This window comes from Desulfonema magnum (assembly GCF_017377395.1).
Taxonomy (GTDB): Bacteria; Desulfobacterota; Desulfobacteria; order Desulfobacterales; family 4be13; genus Desulfonema_C; species Desulfonema_C magnum.
This window is the reverse complement of the sequence record NZ_CP061800.1, coordinates 1,127,028-1,146,064: the sequence shown is the minus strand read 5'-3', so window position 1 is coordinate 1,146,064 and position 19,037 is coordinate 1,127,028. Positions and strand designations below refer to the sequence as shown.

At 44.5% G+C, this 19,037-nt stretch carries 15 protein-coding genes; 14 read left to right on the top strand and 1 reads right to left on the bottom strand.

Features of this window, described 5'->3' with window-relative positions; all coding sequences use genetic code 11:
• Nucleotides 1-219: 219 nt before the first annotated feature.
• The 13 genes from dnm_RS04625 to tsaA all read left to right on the top strand — a co-directional run bounded on the left by dnm_RS04625 (nt 220) and on the right by tsaA (nt 16,934).
• The gene (locus tag dnm_RS04625) at nt 220-1,275 is read left to right on the top strand and encodes a ParA family protein (RefSeq protein WP_207681535.1); all 1,056 of its coding nucleotides are present in this window, start codon (nt 220-222) and stop codon (nt 1,273-1,275) included.
• A gap of 109 nt (nt 1,276-1,384) precedes the next feature.
• Nucleotides 1,385-3,076 carry a biosynthetic-type acetolactate synthase large subunit gene (gene ilvB, locus dnm_RS04620; RefSeq protein WP_207681534.1) on the top strand — a complete coding sequence of 564 codons (1,692 nt, stop codon included), beginning with the start codon at nt 1,385-1,387 and terminating at the stop codon, nt 3,074-3,076.
• 20 nt (nt 3,077-3,096) lie between these two features.
• Nucleotides 3,097-3,585 carry an acetolactate synthase small subunit gene (ilvN, locus tag dnm_RS04615; RefSeq protein ID WP_207681533.1) on the top strand — a complete coding sequence of 163 codons (489 nt, stop codon included), beginning with the start codon at nt 3,097-3,099 and terminating at the stop codon, nt 3,583-3,585.
• Between the two features lie 135 nt (nt 3,586-3,720).
• Nucleotides 3,721-4,767 carry a ketol-acid reductoisomerase gene (ilvC, locus tag dnm_RS04610; RefSeq protein WP_207681532.1) on the top strand — a complete coding sequence of 349 codons (1,047 nt, stop codon included), beginning with the start codon at nt 3,721-3,723 and terminating at the stop codon, nt 4,765-4,767.
• Nucleotides 4,768-4,854: 87 nt separating this feature from the next.
• Nucleotides 4,855-6,441 (top strand): citramalate synthase, encoded by a 1,587-nt coding sequence (cimA, locus tag dnm_RS04605; protein WP_207681531.1) that lies wholly within the window; start codon nt 4,855-4,857, stop codon nt 6,439-6,441.
• A gap of 698 nt (nt 6,442-7,139) precedes the next feature.
• Nucleotides 7,140-8,699 carry a 2-isopropylmalate synthase gene (locus tag dnm_RS04600; RefSeq protein WP_276571893.1) on the top strand — a complete coding sequence of 520 codons (1,560 nt, stop codon included), beginning with the start codon at nt 7,140-7,142 and terminating at the stop codon, nt 8,697-8,699.
• 1,296 nt (nt 8,700-9,995) lie between these two features.
• Nucleotides 9,996-10,778 (top strand): amino acid ABC transporter permease, encoded by a 783-nt coding sequence (locus dnm_RS04595; RefSeq protein WP_246556194.1) that lies wholly within the window; start codon nt 9,996-9,998, stop codon nt 10,776-10,778.
• 226 nt (nt 10,779-11,004) lie between these two features.
• Nucleotides 11,005-11,838, top strand: coding sequence for a transporter substrate-binding domain-containing protein (locus dnm_RS04590; protein WP_246556193.1), 834 nt, complete (start codon nt 11,005-11,007; stop codon nt 11,836-11,838).
• A gap of 498 nt (nt 11,839-12,336) precedes the next feature.
• Entirely contained in the window at nt 12,337-13,218 is an 882-nt protein-coding gene (locus dnm_RS04585) for an amino acid ABC transporter permease (protein ID WP_246556192.1), read from the top strand.
• Between the two features lie 501 nt (nt 13,219-13,719).
• Complete coding sequence (locus dnm_RS04580) at nt 13,720-14,454, top strand: C40 family peptidase (protein WP_207681529.1); 735 nt, start codon at nt 13,720-13,722, stop codon at nt 14,452-14,454.
• Between the two features lie 143 nt (nt 14,455-14,597).
• On the top strand, nt 14,598-15,347 hold the full coding sequence (locus dnm_RS04575; RefSeq protein ID WP_207681528.1) for an HpcH/HpaI aldolase family protein: 750 nt from the start codon (nt 14,598-14,600) through the stop codon (nt 15,345-15,347).
• A gap of 121 nt (nt 15,348-15,468) precedes the next feature.
• Complete coding sequence (locus dnm_RS04570) at nt 15,469-16,254, top strand: alpha/beta hydrolase (protein ID WP_207681527.1); 786 nt, start codon at nt 15,469-15,471, stop codon at nt 16,252-16,254.
• Nucleotides 16,255-16,448: 194 nt separating this feature from the next.
• Nucleotides 16,449-16,934 carry a tRNA (N6-threonylcarbamoyladenosine(37)-N6)-methyltransferase TrmO gene (tsaA, locus tag dnm_RS04565; protein WP_207681526.1) on the top strand — a complete coding sequence of 162 codons (486 nt, stop codon included), beginning with the start codon at nt 16,449-16,451 and terminating at the stop codon, nt 16,932-16,934.
• Here tsaA and dnm_RS04560 read toward each other — a convergent pair whose 3' ends face one another.
• Complete coding sequence (locus dnm_RS04560; RefSeq protein WP_207681525.1) at nt 16,935-17,342, bottom strand: hypothetical protein; 408 nt, start codon at nt 17,340-17,342, stop codon at nt 16,935-16,937.
• A gap of 288 nt (nt 17,343-17,630) precedes the next feature.
• Here dnm_RS04560 and eno point away from each other — a divergent pair, with 288 nt between their 5' ends.
• A complete protein-coding gene (gene eno / locus dnm_RS04555; RefSeq protein WP_207681524.1) occupies nt 17,631-18,911 on the top strand; it encodes a phosphopyruvate hydratase in 1,281 nt (426 codons plus the stop codon).
• The last annotated feature ends 126 nt before the right edge of the window (nt 18,912-19,037 follow it).

The window sequence follows — 19,037 nt, the reverse complement described above, 5'->3', positions numbered from 1 at the left end:
ATATTTGAAATAAAATTAGAATATTGTAAAAAAATGATAAAAAATATAAGCACCGATCGGGGCGGATGACAGGCAGGTTTCCGATTGAACTTGTTCATCAAAGCTCCACTGATGAGCGGTAGGTGTCAAGTGTCAGAGATTTATAACTTTGTTTTTCTTGATACCAGATACTTTAAAAACGACAGCAATCCTGAATTTAATCCAATAAGGAAACCATTAATGGCAATATACTCAATATGGAACAACAAAGGCGGCGTTGGAAAAAGCTATCTTACTTTTCAAATTGCCTGTGAATACGCGAGAATCCATCAAGAACAGAAAGTGCTTGTAGCGGACATGTGTCCCCAGGCAAATGCTTCCGGTATGCTTCTGGGCGGCATGATCAGGGGGGAGAAGCAATTATGTGATCTCGGTTCCCAAAATCCGTCAAGGACAATTGCCGGTTACATTGAAGACAGGATTCGAAGTCCTTATGTCAGTCCCCGGTCAGGGGCATCTTACGCTGTTAATGTGAGTCAGTTTAACGACCGTGTTCCTGCCAATTTATATCTGCTTGCTGGTGATGAGCAGTTGGAAATTCAGACATCTCGTGTTTTAAACGCGACAAATCCCGGTCCCACAGATGCCTGGCGTATTGTTCACACCTGGATCAGCGATCTTATCGAAGATGTGAAATATGCGTTGAATGAGAACGACCTGACCGTGTTTATTGACTGCAATCCAAGTTTTTCAATATACACGGAACTTGCCATGTCTGCTTCGGACAGGCTGATTATCCCGTTCTCTGCTGACGGGTCGTCAAAACGGGCAGTTCGTGCGGTTTTGTCTCTTTTATACGGAGTCACCAGACGGCCGGGCGCACAGCAATCTCTGTTTCATCTGAATTCTCAAAGATTCCGTCTCCCTGTTCCGCAAATATACTGCTATGTCGGTAACAGGCTCACACAATATGTGAAATCTGCCAAAGCATTCAGAACGGTTGTTCAGGAAATCGGCGATGAAATTTTTGCTGTCTGGCAGGGAAACTCAAATGTATTTTGCATTCATCCCTCTGGCAAGCCTGTTCCAAACGGAGAATCATTATTCAGGGATATGTTTCAATTTGAGATTGTAGATGCGAATACAGCTTCGGTTGTTTCCAGCACACTCGGTATTCCCATTGTCTCTCTGACGGCCGGACAATATACAATTCTTGAAAAAGATATTACAGTAAATCAGAGCCAGTTGGACAGACAGCAGCCAAATATTAAGAGCCTTGTTTCGATGATAGAATAAACGGTCATAAAAAAGCCGGGTTTTTCGCCCGCCGGCATTAAAATATTTTCAGATAAAAAACCCGGCTTTTTAAAATGTGTTTTCACGGTAAAAAAAGGAAGGATTGATTATGAAATTAACCGGCGCACAAATCCTGATGAAGATGCTGAAGGATGAGGGGGTTGACACAATTTTCGGATATCCTGGCGGCGTAGTCATTGACATTCACGATGAACTTGCCAAAACAGATATCCGGCATGTCCTGGTCCGCCATGAGCAAGGCGCGGTTCATGCTGCGGACGGCTATGCACGGGCCAGCGGCAAGGTCGGGGTGTGTCTTGTAACCTCCGGGCCAGGGGCAACCAACACAGTGACAGGCATCGCATCCGCATACATGGATTCCATTCCCCTGGTCGTATTCACAGGCCAGGTTCCGACACATCTGATCGGAAATGACGCGTTCCAGGAAGTTGATATTGTCGGAATTACAAGGCCATGCACCAAGCATAATTTTCTTGTGCAGCGTACTGAGGATTTCGCACGCGTTATCAAAGAGGCATTTTTTATCGCCAGATCAGGACGTCCTGGCCCTGTTTTGGTTGACATTCCTAAGGATGTGGGAATCAAAACCATAGATTTCGAGGAGCCGGGAGAAGTAAAACTCAGGTCATACAGTCCCACATATAATGCGAATATACGTCAGTTGAAAAAAGTCGTAAGGCTGATTGAGGAAGCTGAAAAACCGATGATTTTTGCCGGGGGCGGTGTCATCCTTTCAAAAGCGGCCAATGAACTCACGACATTTGCCCGCAAGGCACAAATTCCCGTGACCACCTCACTGATGGGGCTGGGCGCGTTTCCGGGTTCGGATCCGTTGTGGCTTGGCATGGTCGGTATGCACGGCACTTACCGGGCCAATCTGTCCACAGCAGCATGTGACCTGCTTATTTCCATCGGAGTACGTTTTGATGACCGTGTGACCGGAAAGACCGACACCTTTGCATCACAGGCGAAAATTGTTCATATTGATATTGATCCCACTTCCATACGCAAAAATATTCCGGTGACTGTTCCGGTTGTGGGAGACTGCAAAAATGCCCTTAAACAGCTGAACAGCCTTGTTGATGAGGCTGATTTGGGTGATTTACAGGAAAAAAGAAAAAAATGGCTTGACCAGATTGTGGAATGGAAAAGCACAAGACCACTGGACTATGAGCAGACCTGCGAAGGACCTATCAAACCGCAGTACGTTATCGAAAAACTCTACGAACTGACCAAAGGTGAGGCTATTATTACCACCGAAGTGGGGCAGAATCAGATGTGGGCCGCACAGTACTATCATTTTGAATGTCCCAATCATTTTATCACCTCCGGCGGTCTGGGCTGCATGGGATTCGGACTTCCCGCGGCCATTGGCGCACAAATGGCCTGTCCGGATCGGCTTGTGGTGGACATTGCAGGGGACGGCAGCATTCAGATGAATATTCAGGAAATGGCAACAGCTGTACAGCACCAACTTCCGGTAAAAATCGTTATTCTCAATAACTGCTATCTCGGCATGGTGAGACAGTGGCAGGAATTGTTTTACGGAAAGCGATACGCATCCACCTGCATGGATTGCGCTCCTGATTTTGTAAAATTAGCTGAGGCTTATGGCGCTGTGGGGCTCAGAGCTGAAAAACCGGAGGAAGTTAAGGAGGTGCTGAAAAAGGGACTCTTTTCTCCCGAAACCGTTATTATGGATTTCAGGGTTGCAAAAGAGGAATGCGTTTATCCGATGGTTCCCGCAGGAGCCCCGATTACCGAAATGCTATTGGTTTAAATTAAGGAAAGGATAGCTCAATGACTGAAGAAAAACACGTTCTTTCGATACTGGTTGATAATGAGCCGGGTGTCCTTTCCAGGATTGCCGGACTCTTCAGCGGCAGGGGATATAATATTGAAAGCCTGTGTGTTGCTGAAACAATTGAACCTCATATATCAAGGCTTACCATTGTTACCAAGGGAAATCAGCCCCTTATTGAGCAGATCATGAAACAGCTGAACAAGCTCATCAATGTCATCAAGGTGCATGAGCTGACCGGACATAAGTTTGTTCAAAGGGAGATGGCCCTTATCAAGGTGTCCGCGAAGCCTGAAAACCGGGCCGAAATACTGAGGGTGGTGGATATTTTCAGATGCAAAGTCGTTGATGTGGGACTGGAACACTATACCATAGAAGTTACCGGTGATGAGGGCAAATTGTCTGCAATTCTGAGCCTTCTGAGACCCATCGGGATTAAGGAAATTGCGAGAACAGGCGCAATTGCGTTGTTCAGGGAACCGAAATAGAAGGGGGAAGAGGCAAGAGGCAAGAGGCAGGGGGCAATGATTTTTCAACTTTATTTTTCTCACCCCTCGCCTCTGGCCCCTGGCCTCTCACCTCCCTTACCACTTAAAAAATAATTTCAAGGAGAATTAATTAAGATGGCAAATATTGATTTTGGCGGCGTGACAGAAGAGGTGATCACATCTGAAGAATTTTCTCTGGACAAAGCCAGGGATGTCCTCAAAAATGAGACCGTCGCAGTTCTCGGTTACGGCGTTCAGGGGCCGGGACAGGCCCTGAACATGAAAGATAATGGCATTAATGTCATTGTGGGCCAGCGTGAGGGCGGAGAGTCATGGAATCGTGCGGTGGCAGATGGATTTGTTCCGGGGGAGACACTTTTCCCCATTGAAGAGGCGGCAAAAAAGGGAACGCTTATTCAGTTTCTGCTTTCAGACGCGGGGCAGGTTGCCACATGGCCGAAAATAAAAGAATGTCTGAACAAAGGAGATGCGCTTTATTTTTCCCATGGCTTCGGAGTGGTTTATAAAGATCAGACCGGTATTATACCGCCTGAAAATGTGGATGTGATTCTGGTTGCCCCCAAAGGTTCGGGCCGTACTGTTCGCACGAATTTTCTGGCCGGAAGCGGTATTAATTCCAGTTTCGCGGTGCATCAGGATTTTACTGGCAGAGCAAAGGAGAGAACCCTTGCCACAGGAATCGCCATCGGATCCGGTTATCTTTTCTCCACCACGTTTGAAAAAGAAGTTTACAGCGATCTCACCGGCGAGCGGGGCGTTCTCATGGGATGTCTGGCCGGTGTCATGGAGGCGCAGTACAATGTGCTGAGAAAGCACGGGCATAGCCCCAGCGAAGCGTTTAACGAAACTGTGGAAGAACTCACGCAGAGTCTTATCCGCCTTGTGGCTGAAAACGGCATGGACTGGATGTTCGGAAATTGCAGCACCACTGCGCAGCGAGGTGCGCTGGACTGGTCGCCGAAATTCCGGGATGCTGTGGTGCCGGTGTTTGATGATCTGTACGAAAGTGTCTTGTCTGGCAAAGAAACAAAGCGGGTGCTTGATGTGAACAGCGCTCCGGATTATCGGGAAAAACTGCAAGCAGAACTGGACATAATCAAAAATTCCGAAATGTGGAAAGCAGGTGCCGCTGTCCGGGCCTTGCGACCTGAAAACCGGTAAGAACTCGTCAGTTGTCCGTTGTCAATGCTCAGTTGAAACGGATAACGGACAACAGACAACTCATAAAAAAACTTTGGGAGAAACAAAATGGAACCAATATTATTATATGACACCACCCTAAGAGACGGGACTCAGGGAGAGAACATCAATTTTACTTCTGAAGAAAAGGTCAGAATTGCCCAGAGACTGGACGAAATAGGGATCCATTATATTGAGGGTGGCTGGCCAGGTTCCAATCCCAGGGATAAGCGATTCTTTGAACTGGCAAAAAATATCGGATTTAAACATGCCCGTCTGACAGCTTTTGGCTCGACCCGCAGGCCCAATATCTCACCATCTGAGGATCAGAATCTGGAAGCACTTCTTGAGAGTGATACGCCTGTGGTTACAATATTCGGAAAGACTTGGGATCTTCATGTGGAAAAAGTCATGGAGAATACCCTGGAGGAAAATCTTCTGATGATACGGGAATCTGTCGAATATCTCAAACAGAATAACCGTGAAGTGGTTTATGACGCGGAACATTTTTTCGACGGATATAAGGATAACCAGGACTACGCTTTACAGACTTTAAGGGCCGCTGTGGAAGGGGGAGCGGATTTTATTGTGCTTTGTGACACAAACGGCGGCACACTTCCCTTTGATCTGGAATCCATTATCAATGAGCTGGATCTTCCGGTCAGACTGGGTGTTCATACGCATAATGACTCCAGTCTTGCTGTTGCCAACTCCGTAACCGCGGTAAAAGCAGGTGCGGTCATGGTTCAGGGAACCATCAACGGATACGGAGAAAGATGCGGCAACGCGGATCTGACATCCATCATTCCCATTCTCTGTACCAAAATGAACCGTCCGTGTGTTTCTGAGGAGAATCTAAAAAAACTGAGAAAGCTCTCCAGATTTGTCAGTGAAACTGCAAATATGATTCCCCTGAGTAACAGACCTTTTGTGGGGAAAAGCGCATTTGCTCATAAAGGCGGAATTCATGTGAGCGCGATTCTCAAGGAACCCAGGGCGTATGAACATCTGAACCCTGAACTTGTAGGAAACAGCCGGCGTGTGCTGGTGTCTGATCTTTCCGGCAAGAGCAATGTGGAATATAAAGCCAAAGAAATGGGGATCAATCTTGGCGGAAACGGGTATGACAGCAGCAAAATTGTTTCCCAGATAAAGGATATGGAACAGGACGGATACCAGTTTGACGCTGCCGAAGGCTCATTCAAAATTTTGCTTGAAAAACTGACAAAGCAGTTTCAGCCCCTGTTTGAACTGGAATCTTTTCGCGTGACCATTGAAAAGGACAAAGATCAGCCCTGTTCGGCTCATGCCACCATTAAAATCTCCGTTGACGGTCAGGATGAAATCACCGCGGCCGAAGGAAGCGGCCCTGTAAGCGCATTGGATAAGGCGTTACGAAAAGCATTGGGGAATTTTTATCCCAATATTGATGTGATGCATCTGGTTGATTTCAAGGTACGGGTGATTGACGGACGGGCCGGAACCGCTGCAAAGGTACGGGTGTTAATTGAATCACGGGATGAGAATCATATCTGGAGTACTATCGGTGTCTCAGAAGATGTTATTGAAGCGAGTTGGCAAGCCCTCGCGGACAGTTTTCAATATAAGCTCGCATTTCAAAATGATCCTTCCAATGGAAACGGCTATCATCACTGATCACAAATCATGTTTGCCACTCATTTAAAAACGGTAGTCCTGCACAAGTAGTGATGAATGAGATTCAGTGTCCTGATAATCAGGGGACTGAACGGGATTCATCACTATCTTTGCAGGACTACCTTAAAAACAATAACAAGAAATTGCCAATTATGAACATCAGGAGAAATTTTTTGAATAAGAAAAAGGATGGAATTCACGCCGCAGGACCCGTGTGTTATCGTGTCCTGCGGCCCATGCTTACCGGGGTTTTGCTCTCTGTTTAAGCCAGAATATCAGGAAGTCAGTAATATATCTAATCCGGGCGTATTTACGAAGCGGAGTGCTAAGTATTTTAGCAAGTATCTCCACCGAGGAGTGCTAAAATTGCATTTTAGCAAGTATTTCCACCGAGGAGTGCTAAAATTGTATTTTAGCAAGTATTTCCCCGAGGAGTGCTAAAATTGCATTTTAGCAAGTATTTCCACCGAGGAGTGCTAAAATTGCATTTTAGCAAGTATTTCCACCGAGGAGTGCTAAAATTGCATTTTAGCAAGTATTTTCACCGAGGAGTGCTAAAATTGCATTTTAGCAAGTATTTTCACCGAGGAGTGCTAAAATTGCATTTTAGCAAGTATTTCCACCGAGGAGTGCTAAAATTGCATTTTAGCAAGTATTTCCACCGAGGAGTTGTGAAAACGCCTGACCATTTCATAAAAATGATAAAAAGGAGCAAACCCATGAGTGAAAGAGTATATATTTTCGATACAACGTTGAGAGACGGTGAACAATCCCCCGGAGCCAGCATGAATACAGCCGAAAAAATGCGGTTGGCCGGCCAGTTGGAAAAATTGGGCGTTGATGTGTTGGAAGCCGGTTTTCCGGCCGCGTCCGAAGGCGATTTTGACGCGGTTTCCCAAATCGCTCAGAAGCTGAAGATCACCGAGGTCGCGGGACTGGCCCGTGCATCCAAAGAAGATATTGATCGTGCCTGGGGCGCTGTGCAGCACGCGGTAAAACCGAGAATACACACATTTATTGCCACGTCTGATATCCATCTGAAATACAAGCTGAACATGACACGGGATGAGGTCGTAAAAAATGCCGTGGAAGCGGTAAAATATGCCAAGTCATTTACGGAGAATGTCGAGTTTTCCGCGGAAGACGGCTCCAGAAGCGACCGTGATTTTCTGTGCAGGGTGTTTGAAGCAGCGATTGAAGCCGGGGCAACTGTGGTTAATCTTCCTGATACAGTAGGATATGCGATTCCTTCTGAATTCGGGGAGCTTGTAAAATATGTCATGGATCATACTCCCAATATTCATAAGGCGATTCTGAGCATCCACTGCCACAATGATCTCGGACTTGCCACGGCAAATACCCTGACCGCCATCAATGCCGGTGCAAGACAGGCCGAGGTGACCATTAACGGTATCGGAGAAAGGGCCGGAAACACATCCCTGGAGGAAGTGGTCATGGCGCTGCATACACGCCCCAATTATCTTCCCATGGAGACCAACATCAGAACAGAGGCAATTTATCCTTCAAGTCGTCTGGTCAGCATGATTACCGGTATTCTTGTGCAGCCGAACAAGGCCATTGTGGGAGCCAACGCGTTTGCCCATGAAGCCGGAATTCATCAGGACGGTGTTCTGAAAAACCCCATGACGTATGAGATCATGAAGCCTGAGACCGTGGGGCTGAACAGAAACAAACTGGTGCTGGGCAAACACTCCGGACGGCACGCGCTTCGTTCCCGCTTAAAAGACATGGGATATGATCTTTCCGACGAGGAACTGAGCGTTGTTTTCACAAAATTCAAGGAACTTGCGGATAAGAAAAAGCATGTTGTGGATGAAGATCTGGAAGTGATCGTTACAGAGGGCATTCTGAGGACTTCCGATATTTTCCAACTGGAATACCAGCACGTCACAAGCGGGACCACGGTGTTCCCCATGGCCAGTATAAAGCTTTCTGTAAACGGAAGGTCTGTTCAGGGCGCGGGTTACGGAAACGGTCCTATTGACGCTTCTTTTAACACCATTGCAAAACTGACCGGGACAGAAGCGGAACTGCTGCGATTTTCTGTCAGCGCAATTACCGGCGGCACAGATGCTCTGGGCGAAGTGACTGTCCGACTGAAGGAAAACGGTCTTATTGCGCTCGGCAAGGGAGCTGATCCTGATATTATCACAGCCAGTGCAAAAGCCTACGTCAACGGGCTGAATCGTCTGGAATATTTGAAAGCCCATCCGGTTCAGGCATCACAATTCATGTAAAAAAATAAAGGCGCGGGACGGGGTTTTTGCAACCCCCGTCCCCAAAATTTCCGCATGTCAGACACCTCTCTCTATAGCCGGGACCCTGTCTGCAACATTTCCGGGAATGTTTGCTGCCAGGGACCGGTAAATACTTAGGACGGGTTCGCATCCATACGCATCAAGCTAAGAAGATAACCTACTGATTTTGTTAGCTCCGACTGAATGGCAGCCGAAACGCAAAACCTTAATTTTCGGGGGTTCCGGAATCATAAAAATCCTTAGCTTGATGCATATGGGGTTCGCACCCCCTGTACTGCAAATTATAAATCAATAGAAACAATAGGTTACGATCTTAGCCTGATGCGTATGGGTTGCAAACCCCGTCCGGCACGCTTAACCTAAGCTGTCTGAAAATTTCACTCCCTTCGGCAGGCTCAGGGAACGGCCACGGCTTTCTCATAAACGGGCATGACTGACGGCCACAACGAAAAATGAAAGTTTTACTGTTTTTTCCTAACACTTAACACTTAACACCTGACACTTTCATATAAACGGCCATGAGCTGCCGGTCACAACGAACGATGAAAATTTTATATTTTTTCCTAACACCTAACACTTAACACCTAACACTAAACACCTGACACCTGACACCTGACACTTTCATATAAACTCCCATGACCTGCCGGTCACAACGCAGCATGAAAGTTTTATAATTTTTTCTTAACACCTAACACCTGACACTTAACACTTTCATATAAACGGCCATGATCTGCCGGCCACAACGAACGATGAAAATTTTGCAGTTTTTCCTAACACCTAACACCTGACACCTAACACTTTCATATAAACGGCCATGATCTGCCGGCCACAACGAACGATGAAAATTTTGCAGTTTTTCCTAACACCTAACACCTGACACCTAACACTTTCATATAAAAATAAGTAAAAAATTTGAAGAGGTTATACAGATAAAATGTCCGAACCGGCATCTGAATTTGTAATATCCTGATAATTCGTGGAAATATTGCTTCATAAAAGGCACGAAGTTTCACGAAGTCTCTTTGTGGTTCCTTTGCGTCTTTGTGTCTTTGTGGCTGATTTTTTTCGGATGTGTAAAAGGTGGGACACACCCAAAATTATTTTTTGCACAGCATACAAGAAGCCGCTTCACCTTATTTTTGAACTCCTCCGGACAGCCTGCCGGCATCCGAGGGTTGCATCCTCCCTCAAATCCGTTATAATCAGATTTTTTGGATCATTTTAAATCGCATTGTCAGATGTTATAAAGAATGCCATTATGGAAAAATTTACAACTTGAAAAATTTTATTTTATCTCAACATCGCTATTTGAAAGACATTATTAAATTTTTATTGGTGATAATCGCCATTATCTGGCTAATCGCCCGGGGTACCGAAGAACTGGGCTACAATTGGCAATGGTATCGGGTTCCCCGATATATTTTTTCTTTTGAAGAGGGGAAACTCACTGCCGGCCCCCTTATTGACGGCCTGATGGTGACATTTCACATCACCGGCATCAGCCTGATTCTGGCGTTTGCATTCGGACTGACCACTGCATTTTTCCGGCTGTCCGATTCATTCCTGGCAAAATTCCTGGCCAGAATCTATCTGGAAGCCATTCGCAACACGCCGCTTCTGGTGCAACTGTTTTTTATTTATTTTGTCTTATCCCCCGTGCTTGATATCAGCCGTTTTACGTCAGCCGTTTTGGCGCTGAGTCTTTTTGAAGGCGCGTATGCTTCGGAAGTCTTCCGTGCAGGCATTGTTTCCATCCATGCGGGACAATGGGAGGCATCTTACAGTCTGGGACTGAACACGTTTCAGGCGTATCAGTATATTATTCTTCCCCAGGCAATCCGGCGGATTTTGCCCCCGCTCATCAGTCAGGCCGTGTCTCTGATCAAAGATTCCGCACTGGTCAGCACCATTGCCATATATGACCTGACTATGCAGGGACAGGCCATTATTGCGGAAACCTATCTAACGTTTGAGTTATGGTTTACCATAGCGGCCATATACCTGCTCGTCACTATAAGTCTTTCCATGGGCGTTCATATCCTGGAAAAGCGTCTTTAAATCCTGCTTTTTAAAGACTTGACAAAAACAATGCAGTGCGTCATTTATTGCTCCGGAGTGCCAAACTTACAGTTTGGCAAATATTTCCGACGAGCGGAAACCGAAAGAATGTAGTGCGGTGGGTTCCGCTTCGCTCCACCCACCCTACATTTTTTGTACCGGATAATTTTTTTCTTAAACGCTCCATTTATTTTTTAACGATTTTTTACTTATAAGGAGGTTTATTTTGAAAAGAACTTCGTCAGGGCTGTATGTTGCCGTAATTTTTGCTCTGATCGTCAGCCTGACTGGTACGGCATTTGCAGGCAAACTTCAGCAGCAACTGAGCGCTGAAAGCGCCATAGAACAGTCGCTCAGACGCGGCGTACTCAAAATTGGCATGTCAACCTTTGTGCCCTGGGCCATGAAAGACAAAACAGGCAAACTGATCGGATTTGAGATTGATGTGGCCACCCGGCTGGCCCGGGATATGGGTGTCAGAGCGGAATTCATTCCCACCAAGTGGGCCGGTATTATTCCCGCGCTTCTCACAGGAAAGTTTGATGTTATTATCGGCGGAATGGGAATCCGACCAAATCGGAATCTGAAAGTCAATTTTACAATTCCTTACGATTACACTGGCATGTCCATTGTGGCACACAAACAGCTTGCAGCGAATTTCAGCACCTTGGAAGATTTTAACCGACCTGATGTGACAGTGGCTGCCAGACTGGGGTCAACTGCTGTCACTGCTGCCAAACAATTCATGCCCAAAGCAAAACTGCGGATGTTTGATGATGAATCCCAGGCATATCAGGAGCTTATCAACGGAAAAGCCCATGCTGCGGTGGGGTCAGCCCCGACCCCTGCGTTTTACGCTATCAAATATCCGGAGCAACTGTTTCTTCCGCTTAAAGAAATATTCACCAAAGAACCTATCGGTTTTGCTGTAAGAAAAGGCGATGCTGACACACTCAACTTTTTTAACAACTGGATACGGGTCGTTGAAGCCGAAGGTTGGCTAAAAGAACGGAAACATTACTGGTTTGAAACCAAAGATTGGGAAAACATGATCAAATAGCACATTTTTTGAATATAAAATTAAAAAGCCGAGTTTTTTTCCAAAAAACTCGGTTTTTTTTATGTCATAAACTTTCAAATCACTGTCAGTAAATTGAAAAGTTCCCGGACTGTGTGCGGGACAGCAAAGAAACCCGGCTTTTTTTTCAGGACGGGGGAACCCTCTCCCGCCGGAAAAAGCCGGGTTTCTCCCCCGTCCGCCGACAGCCCGAAGATTTTTCGATCTGCTGACTGTCTCATCTGATTCAAATTAACAAATCAGAACCGTCACCGCCTGATTTCCCGGTCCCTCGGAAAACAAAATATGGAAAACTTATTTCATAACCAGTCTGTGACAACCTATTGTGTTTAATCTAAAATCAAATCGCAATATCTTGATGTGAAAGGCGCTGTTACCAAATATTTACAGAATTAGATATTGACTATCTGCTATTTTTAAACTATAAATTCCCCTTTTCCAAATCCTGAATCAGGATGAATATGCGGAAAAAAGGCAATTTTGAAGAATAAAATAAAAATTTCATTTCTCGATATTATTGTCGGGCTGTTTATCCTGACAGTTATATTGTATATCAGCTACAGGATTAAAACAGGACTTCATTATAAATGGAACTGGGGCGTCATCCCCCAGTATATCTTCCGTTATGACCCGGAAAGCAGACGGTGGATTCCGAATCTGCTGATGCAGGGCTTTTTCACCACGATCCGCCTGAGCGTCTGGGGAACCATTTTTGCGATGATTATCGGAACAATAATGGGGCTTTGCCGCACCAGTAAAAATCTCTTTAAACGGCTTATCGGAGGAACCTATGTCGAGCTGGTCCGTAACCTTCCCCCCCTTGTCCTAATCTTTATTTTTTATTTTTTTGTGAGTGATCAGATCATGCCGGTTCTTGGCGTGGATGACTTTATCCGATCCTGCTCCCCGGGTACGCAGATTTTTTTTACATTTTTCTTTGCCCAGCCCCTGGTTTTTTCGGCGTTTTTATCTGCGGTCATCACCTTGGCCATCTTTGAGGGAGCCTATATCACAGAAATAGTCAGAGCAGGTATTCAGTCTGTTGAAAAAGGACAATGGGAAGCATCATCCGCTCTGGGACTAAAATGGAGTCAGAAGATGCGCCATATTATTCTGCCCCAGGCTCTGCGAAGAATTCTTCCGCCTCTGGCAGGACAATTTATATCCACCATAAAGGATTCGGCCATTGTGTCCGTCATTTCGATCCAGGAACTGACATTTCAGGGAATGGAGCTGATGTCAGTCACCTATCTGACATTTGAAATCTGGATCACCGTGGCTTTTTTATATTTAATATTAACCCTTACCTGCTCCCTGGCAGTGGGGCGATTGGAGGTTCATATGCAACGACGCCATTCCTGATACTGCGTATGGGAAGGCGGTTTTTCAGAGCATTACAACTTTATTTTTCATTTTCTTAAATTGATAGATACACAAAAAGTTCTTTGTTCTTACATGAAAGTTCAAAAAAAATAATCTTGAGTGTAACTCAGATCAGGGCCGGCAAGTTTTGCTCATGTTTTCTAAAAAAAAATTTTCCTTTCACAAAATAACCTTTTGAAATATATATTAAAAACTGTTTTGAAAGGCTTTGAGATTTTTTATAAAAAAATACCTATAACCCCCTATTATTTAATATATGCAAAAATAATGCCATTAGTTTTAAAATTTTTTGTTTATTATTTAAGATTTTGTATTTATATGTTTTTTTTAAAAAAATATCACTGTTGGACATCCCGGGCAGGTTCTGACTATAAAAAAATATTATTAACAAAATTAACAGCAGCAACATGCTGTTTGTTTAACATAGCGATTCAATTTTTGTCGTAACTTATAAATTAATCGGAAAAAAGGAGGACTGAAATGTCACGGACATTAACTCCGAGTGACGCTTTCAAATATATTGTCGTTGTTTTGCTGGCAATCACCACTTATTCCTGTTCGGCAGTCAGAAAGAACAACGTTCAGGAAGTAGCAACAGTGGCTTATGAAACAGAAAAACCTGTTCCTCAGATTAAAAACAAAGCGACCTCTGAAACCGCTCCCCGGACGGCTGATGAGTGCGAGTGTGAAGATGCTGCTGAAAACGAAACACATTTGGAAGATGAGGACATGTCCGAAACACCTTTAATGGAAATCTTTAATTCACGATTTTATTATGAGTGTTCGAAAAAATTAGGATTAGAACTTGATGGAACTGAAAATAAAGACTTAATTAAGGCAATAGATAAATGGTTTGGCACTCGTTACAAATGGGGAGGATGTTCAAAATACGGAATAGATTGTTCTTGTTTTGTGAAATCTGTTTATAAAGAAGCCTATGGTATAGAATTAAACCGCACATCACGTAATATGTACTATAATGACCTGGTTCCTGTTAAAAAAGAGGAATTACAGGAAGGGGATATTCTTTGCTTTAAAATCAGGGGCAGAAGAATTTCTCATGTGGGGATATATCTGAAAGACAACAAATTTGTTCACGCAGCCCGCAGCAAAGGAGTGATGATAAATGACCTCACTGAAAAATATTACAAAAAAAGATTTTTTTCAGGCGGGCGTGTGATAGGCAGGGAAGGCATTAATATCTCAAAGTATTAAAGAAATTAAAAACAGACAGGTGAGATGGTTTTTGTTTTTCAGTTTTCAGCAGCGAACCGGACATATGAGCAGATAACAATCTAAAAAAAATTGAATCGTTAAAATTATCTGCCTGAGATTTAAGCGCATATGGAAAAAAATACATGAACGGATCCGTCAGAAACAGAATAATTCGGGGTGATCTTCTTATCGGAGCAATAATAACACTTCCGTCCACTGAACTTGCTGAAATTTTTTGTATGTCCGGATTTGACTGGCTTTTTGTGGATATTGAACATAGCGCCCTGACCATCAGAGACGCACAACTTATTCTTCAGGCTGTGACACCGAAGTTCCCATGTCTGATACGCGTGCCGTCAAACGACGAAGTCTGGATTAAAAAATCGCTTGATATAGGTGCTTCCGGTATTATCATACCACAGATTCGGTCCGCCGGGGATGCCAGACAGGCGGTTCGGCTTTGTAAATATCCGCCCGAAGGGTCAAGAGGTGTCGGTGTTGCCAGGGCACAGGGCTACGGAGGCAATTTCCAGAAATATGTCGCTTCTGCCAATGATGAGACCGTTGTCATCATTCAAATCGAACATAAAGATGCTGTGGATGATATTGAAAACATCGTCAGGGTTTCCGGAATTGACTGCTTATTCGTCGGGCCATATGACCTTTCAGCCAGTATGGGAAAGATGGGCCTGACAACCGACCCGGCTGTTCAAAAAGCAATATCGCATGTAAAAAAATACGCGGACCAGGCAAAAATTCCGCTCGGTATATTTGGCGCGACCGCTGAGGTTCTTAAGCCTTATATACAATCTGGTTACACACTGATTGCCGTTTGCATAGACACAATGCTTATAGAAAAAGCAGCAAAAAATATTGTGGCTTCATTGAAGTAATCAACAGATAACTAATAATTACATCCGAACGGACATAGGAATTGAGAATTGAGAAGTTCCGGTCCCGCTTTCATACTTTTATTGTGACTGGCAGGTCATATCCGTTTATATGGGAGAACTTATGGCATATATTTCAAAAAATGATTATTCTGCTCTGGATCGGCTGGAAGTTTCCATGTTTTTGTTTCACCCCAGGTCCGGGCTGAGAATGTCAAGTCGGGATATATCTGTTCCGGTGGAAAACAGTGTGGTGGTGGGGGCGCGTTTCCATATGGTAAAACAATCCGCCCCGAACATCCTTTTCTTTCACGGCAACGGTGAAATTGTTGCTGATTATGATGACATGGGAGAAAATTATAACCAGATGGGGATCAATTTTTTACCAGTGGATTACAGGGGGTATGGCCGGTCAACTGGAAAACCGACTGTCACGGCCATGATGCGGGACTGCCATGTGATTTTCGATTTTGTAAAAAAATGGCTCAAAGAAAACAACTACTCAGGCCCTCTTATTGTCATGGGACGGTCCCTGGGAAGCGCATCCGCTCTTGAACTTGCAGCCTGTTATAAAAGGCACATGGATGGTCTCATTATTGAAAGCGGATTTGCTTATGTGATTCCGTTGTTAAAGCTGCTGGGTATCAATGTTGAGGCCCTGGATATCAGGGAAGAGGATGGTGTCGGCAATTTGGATAAGATACGAACATTTGACAAGCCCGCTCTTGTCATTCATGCAGAACACGATCACATCATTCCTTTTTCAGATGGTCAGGCTTTATATGACGCGTGTCCGTCTCCTGACAAAACATTGCTCAAAATTCCGAGGGCAAATCACAATGATATATTTTTTCATGGCTTATCAGAGTATATGGCGGCAGTGCAAACTTTATTAGACAAAATAAAGTAAAAAGCAGATGTTTACGCTCATGAAAAAGCCGGGTTTTTCGCCCCCGGTTATGAAAATTTTTTCAGATAAAAAACCCGGGTTTTCAAAATGTATTTTCACGGTAAAGATCAGGTGAACTTTCCAGAGCTATGGAAGACTTCCGAAGTTCTGGAAACTTCGGAAGTCTGAGCATTCATCTGTCAGTCGGAGAAATTATGAATAAAATAGAATATATGCCCATCGGTGTCATTCATTCCCCGTTCAAAACTCCTGAGGGAACTCCTATCCAGCCCGCGGGAGGTGCCGGCGTTGAAGCGGTTGTGGAAATATTTCCGGAATATGTTGAAGGACTTGATGATCTTGAGCAGTTTTCCCATATTATTCTGATTTATCATTTCCATATGTCAAAAAAGTTTTCTCTGAAGGTAAAGCCGTTCCTGGATGATGCATTTCATGGTCTGTTTGCCACCAGGGCACCGGCACGTCCCAATCCCGTGGGAATATCTGTGGTCCGTCTTTTAAGGGTGGACAAAGGCTGCCTTCATATACAGGATATTGACATGCTGGATGCCACGCCGGTGTTGGACGTGAAACCCTATATTCCGAAATTCGACATTCGAAAAGTCGAAAAAACGGGATGGGTTGAAACACAGACAGATAAACTTGAAACAATACAGGATGACGGAAGATTTGCAAAATGATTATTTTGCGTCTGTTTTCTGTCTGAGCCTGCTTTCAATTTCAGCAAAAAGCGTTTTTTGTCTTTCTGCTTTCTCCGCCTGAAAAGATTCTATCTTTTGTTCAAAATCCTTTTTGGTATTTTGAAATTTTTCAATCTCTTCCCGCAGGCTGCTTCCTTTTTCAGCTCTTGGAATTTCCTCAATTTTTAAATGATCCTTGATGAAAAGCCTGGCACCGTAAGCGCCTCTCACTATTTCTATGATTTCAATTTCATCAAGTTTGTTACATATAAAATGTCCCTGTTCCAAAGAAAATGACAGGGAACGACAAATATCATCAACAGAGGGAGCAGCATTGTTCTGATGTTCATGAACCCGTATTGCCGCAACAATAAGATGGGTGGTGGTGTAAAAATCTTTATTTTGCATGATAACCTTTTTTGATCACTTGAGTGACTGAGTTTTCAAGTATTTGAAAATAAATAATAATACTAAATATCTGAATACTTGACAACCCAATTCTTGACATAACAATATAAGCAGAGTAGCATTTCTTTTTCATTTGTCAAGTTAATAGGTGGTTAAGTGTTCTGAGGCTTTGAATGTCTGAGTGTTCAGGTGGTTATCGAAGATGTTTGATGGATATCAGGCACTCGGGTTTCAGACACTCAGATACATAAAATACCCAAACACTTATTTTATTATAAGGAGAGCATTATGACTCAGATTATTGATGTAAAAGCAAGGGAAGTTCTGGACTCAAGAGGAAACCCCACTGTTGAAGCAGATGTCATGGTCGCCTGCGGTGCGGTGGGACGTGCGGTTGTTCCTTCAGGCGCTTCCACAGGAACACGTGAGGCATTGGAACTCCGCGATACAGAATCAGAGCGGTTTGGTGGAAAGAGCGTTGCAACAGCCGTAAAAAATGTTATGACCGAAATCGCTCCTTCTGTACAGGGCATGGATGCGGCAGATCAGGCATCTCTTGATAACCATATGATTGAACTGGATGGCACGCCCAATAAATCAAGATTGGGAGCAAATGCCATACTCAGCGTGTCCATGGCCGCGGCAAGAGCCGCAGCAGAAGCTCACGGATTACCGCTTTACAGGTATCTCGGAGGGGTTAATGCCCGATACATCCCGCTGCCCATGATGAACATTGTCAACGGCGGGGCGCATGCAGGCAACAATCTTGACATACAGGAATTCATGATCATCCCTGTGGGCGCGAACAGCATTGTCCAGGCGGTTCGGATGGGCGCTGAAATCTTTCACAATCTCAAAAAAATACTCAAGCAAAAGAATTTTAATACGGCTGTGGGGGATGAGGGCGGATTTGCGCCGAACCTTAACTCAAACGAAGAGGCAATAAAACTGATCATGGAAGCCATTGAGGCGGCCGGATACGAGCCTGGCAAACAGATCGGTCTTGCCCTGGATGCCGCGGCCAGCGAGTTTTACAAAAACTCAAAATATGTTCTGAAATCGGAAAACAAGGAACTTACGTCAGAAGAACTGATTGGCTATTATGAAGAACTGGTGGGCACATACCCCATCCTTTCCATAGAAGACGGCATTGCAGAGCAGGACTGGGATGGCTGGTCAATGATGACAGAACGTCTGGATGACTGTCAGATCGTGGGAGATGATGTTTTTGTAACCAACCCTGAAATCTTCAACAAAGGCGTTGAAAACGGCATTGCAAACTCGATTCTGATCAAACTGAATCAGATCGGAACTGTTACCGAAACCCTTGACACCATCAACATGGCAAAGCAGGAATTTTATACCACTGTCATATCTCACAGGTCAGGGGAAACCGAGGATACTTTTATTGCAGACCTTGCAGTCGCAGTGAACGCGGGCCAGATAAAAACAGGATCCATGTCCCGTACAGACCGGATTGCCAAATATAACCAGCTGATCAGAATCGAAGAGGAACTTGGGGAAGGAGCAGTATTTTCAAACAAAGTACTTCTTTCCGAATGGATTTAATAAAATTTGAAACTTGAAACTTGAAACTTAAAACTTGGATAGAAACAATGGTAGTCCTGCAAAGGTAGTGATGAATCCCGTTCAGTCCCCCGGTTATCAGGACACTGAATCTCATTCATCACTGCT

Bases quoted from the DNA above. Each gene is read 5' to 3' on its own strand.
- dnm_RS04625 (WP_207681535.1), top strand. From the start codon at position 220: ATGGCAATATACTCAATATGGAACAACAAAGGCGGCGTTGGAAAAAGC.
- tsaA (WP_207681526.1), top strand. From the start codon at position 16,449: ATGAATAAAATAGAATATATGCCCATCGGTGTCATTCATTCCCCGTTC.
- ilvB (WP_207681534.1), top strand. From the start codon at position 1,385: ATGAAATTAACCGGCGCACAAATCCTGATGAAGATGCTGAAGGATGAG.
- eno (WP_207681524.1), top strand. From the start codon at position 17,631: ATGACTCAGATTATTGATGTAAAAGCAAGGGAAGTTCTGGACTCAAGA.
- dnm_RS04570 (WP_207681527.1), top strand. From the start codon at position 15,469: ATGGCATATATTTCAAAAAATGATTATTCTGCTCTGGATCGGCTGGAA.
- dnm_RS04600 (WP_276571893.1), top strand. From the start codon at position 7,140: ATGATAAAAAGGAGCAAACCCATGAGTGAAAGAGTATATATTTTCGAT.
- cimA (WP_207681531.1), top strand. From the start codon at position 4,855: ATGGAACCAATATTATTATATGACACCACCCTAAGAGACGGGACTCAG.
- ilvN (WP_207681533.1), top strand. From the start codon at position 3,097: ATGACTGAAGAAAAACACGTTCTTTCGATACTGGTTGATAATGAGCCG.
- dnm_RS04575 (WP_207681528.1), top strand. From the start codon at position 14,598: ATGAACGGATCCGTCAGAAACAGAATAATTCGGGGTGATCTTCTTATC.
- dnm_RS04560 (WP_207681525.1), bottom strand. From the start codon at position 17,342: ATGCAAAATAAAGATTTTTACACCACCACCCATCTTATTGTTGCGGCA.
- dnm_RS04580 (WP_207681529.1), top strand. From the start codon at position 13,720: ATGTCACGGACATTAACTCCGAGTGACGCTTTCAAATATATTGTCGTT.
- ilvC (WP_207681532.1), top strand. From the start codon at position 3,721: ATGGCAAATATTGATTTTGGCGGCGTGACAGAAGAGGTGATCACATCT.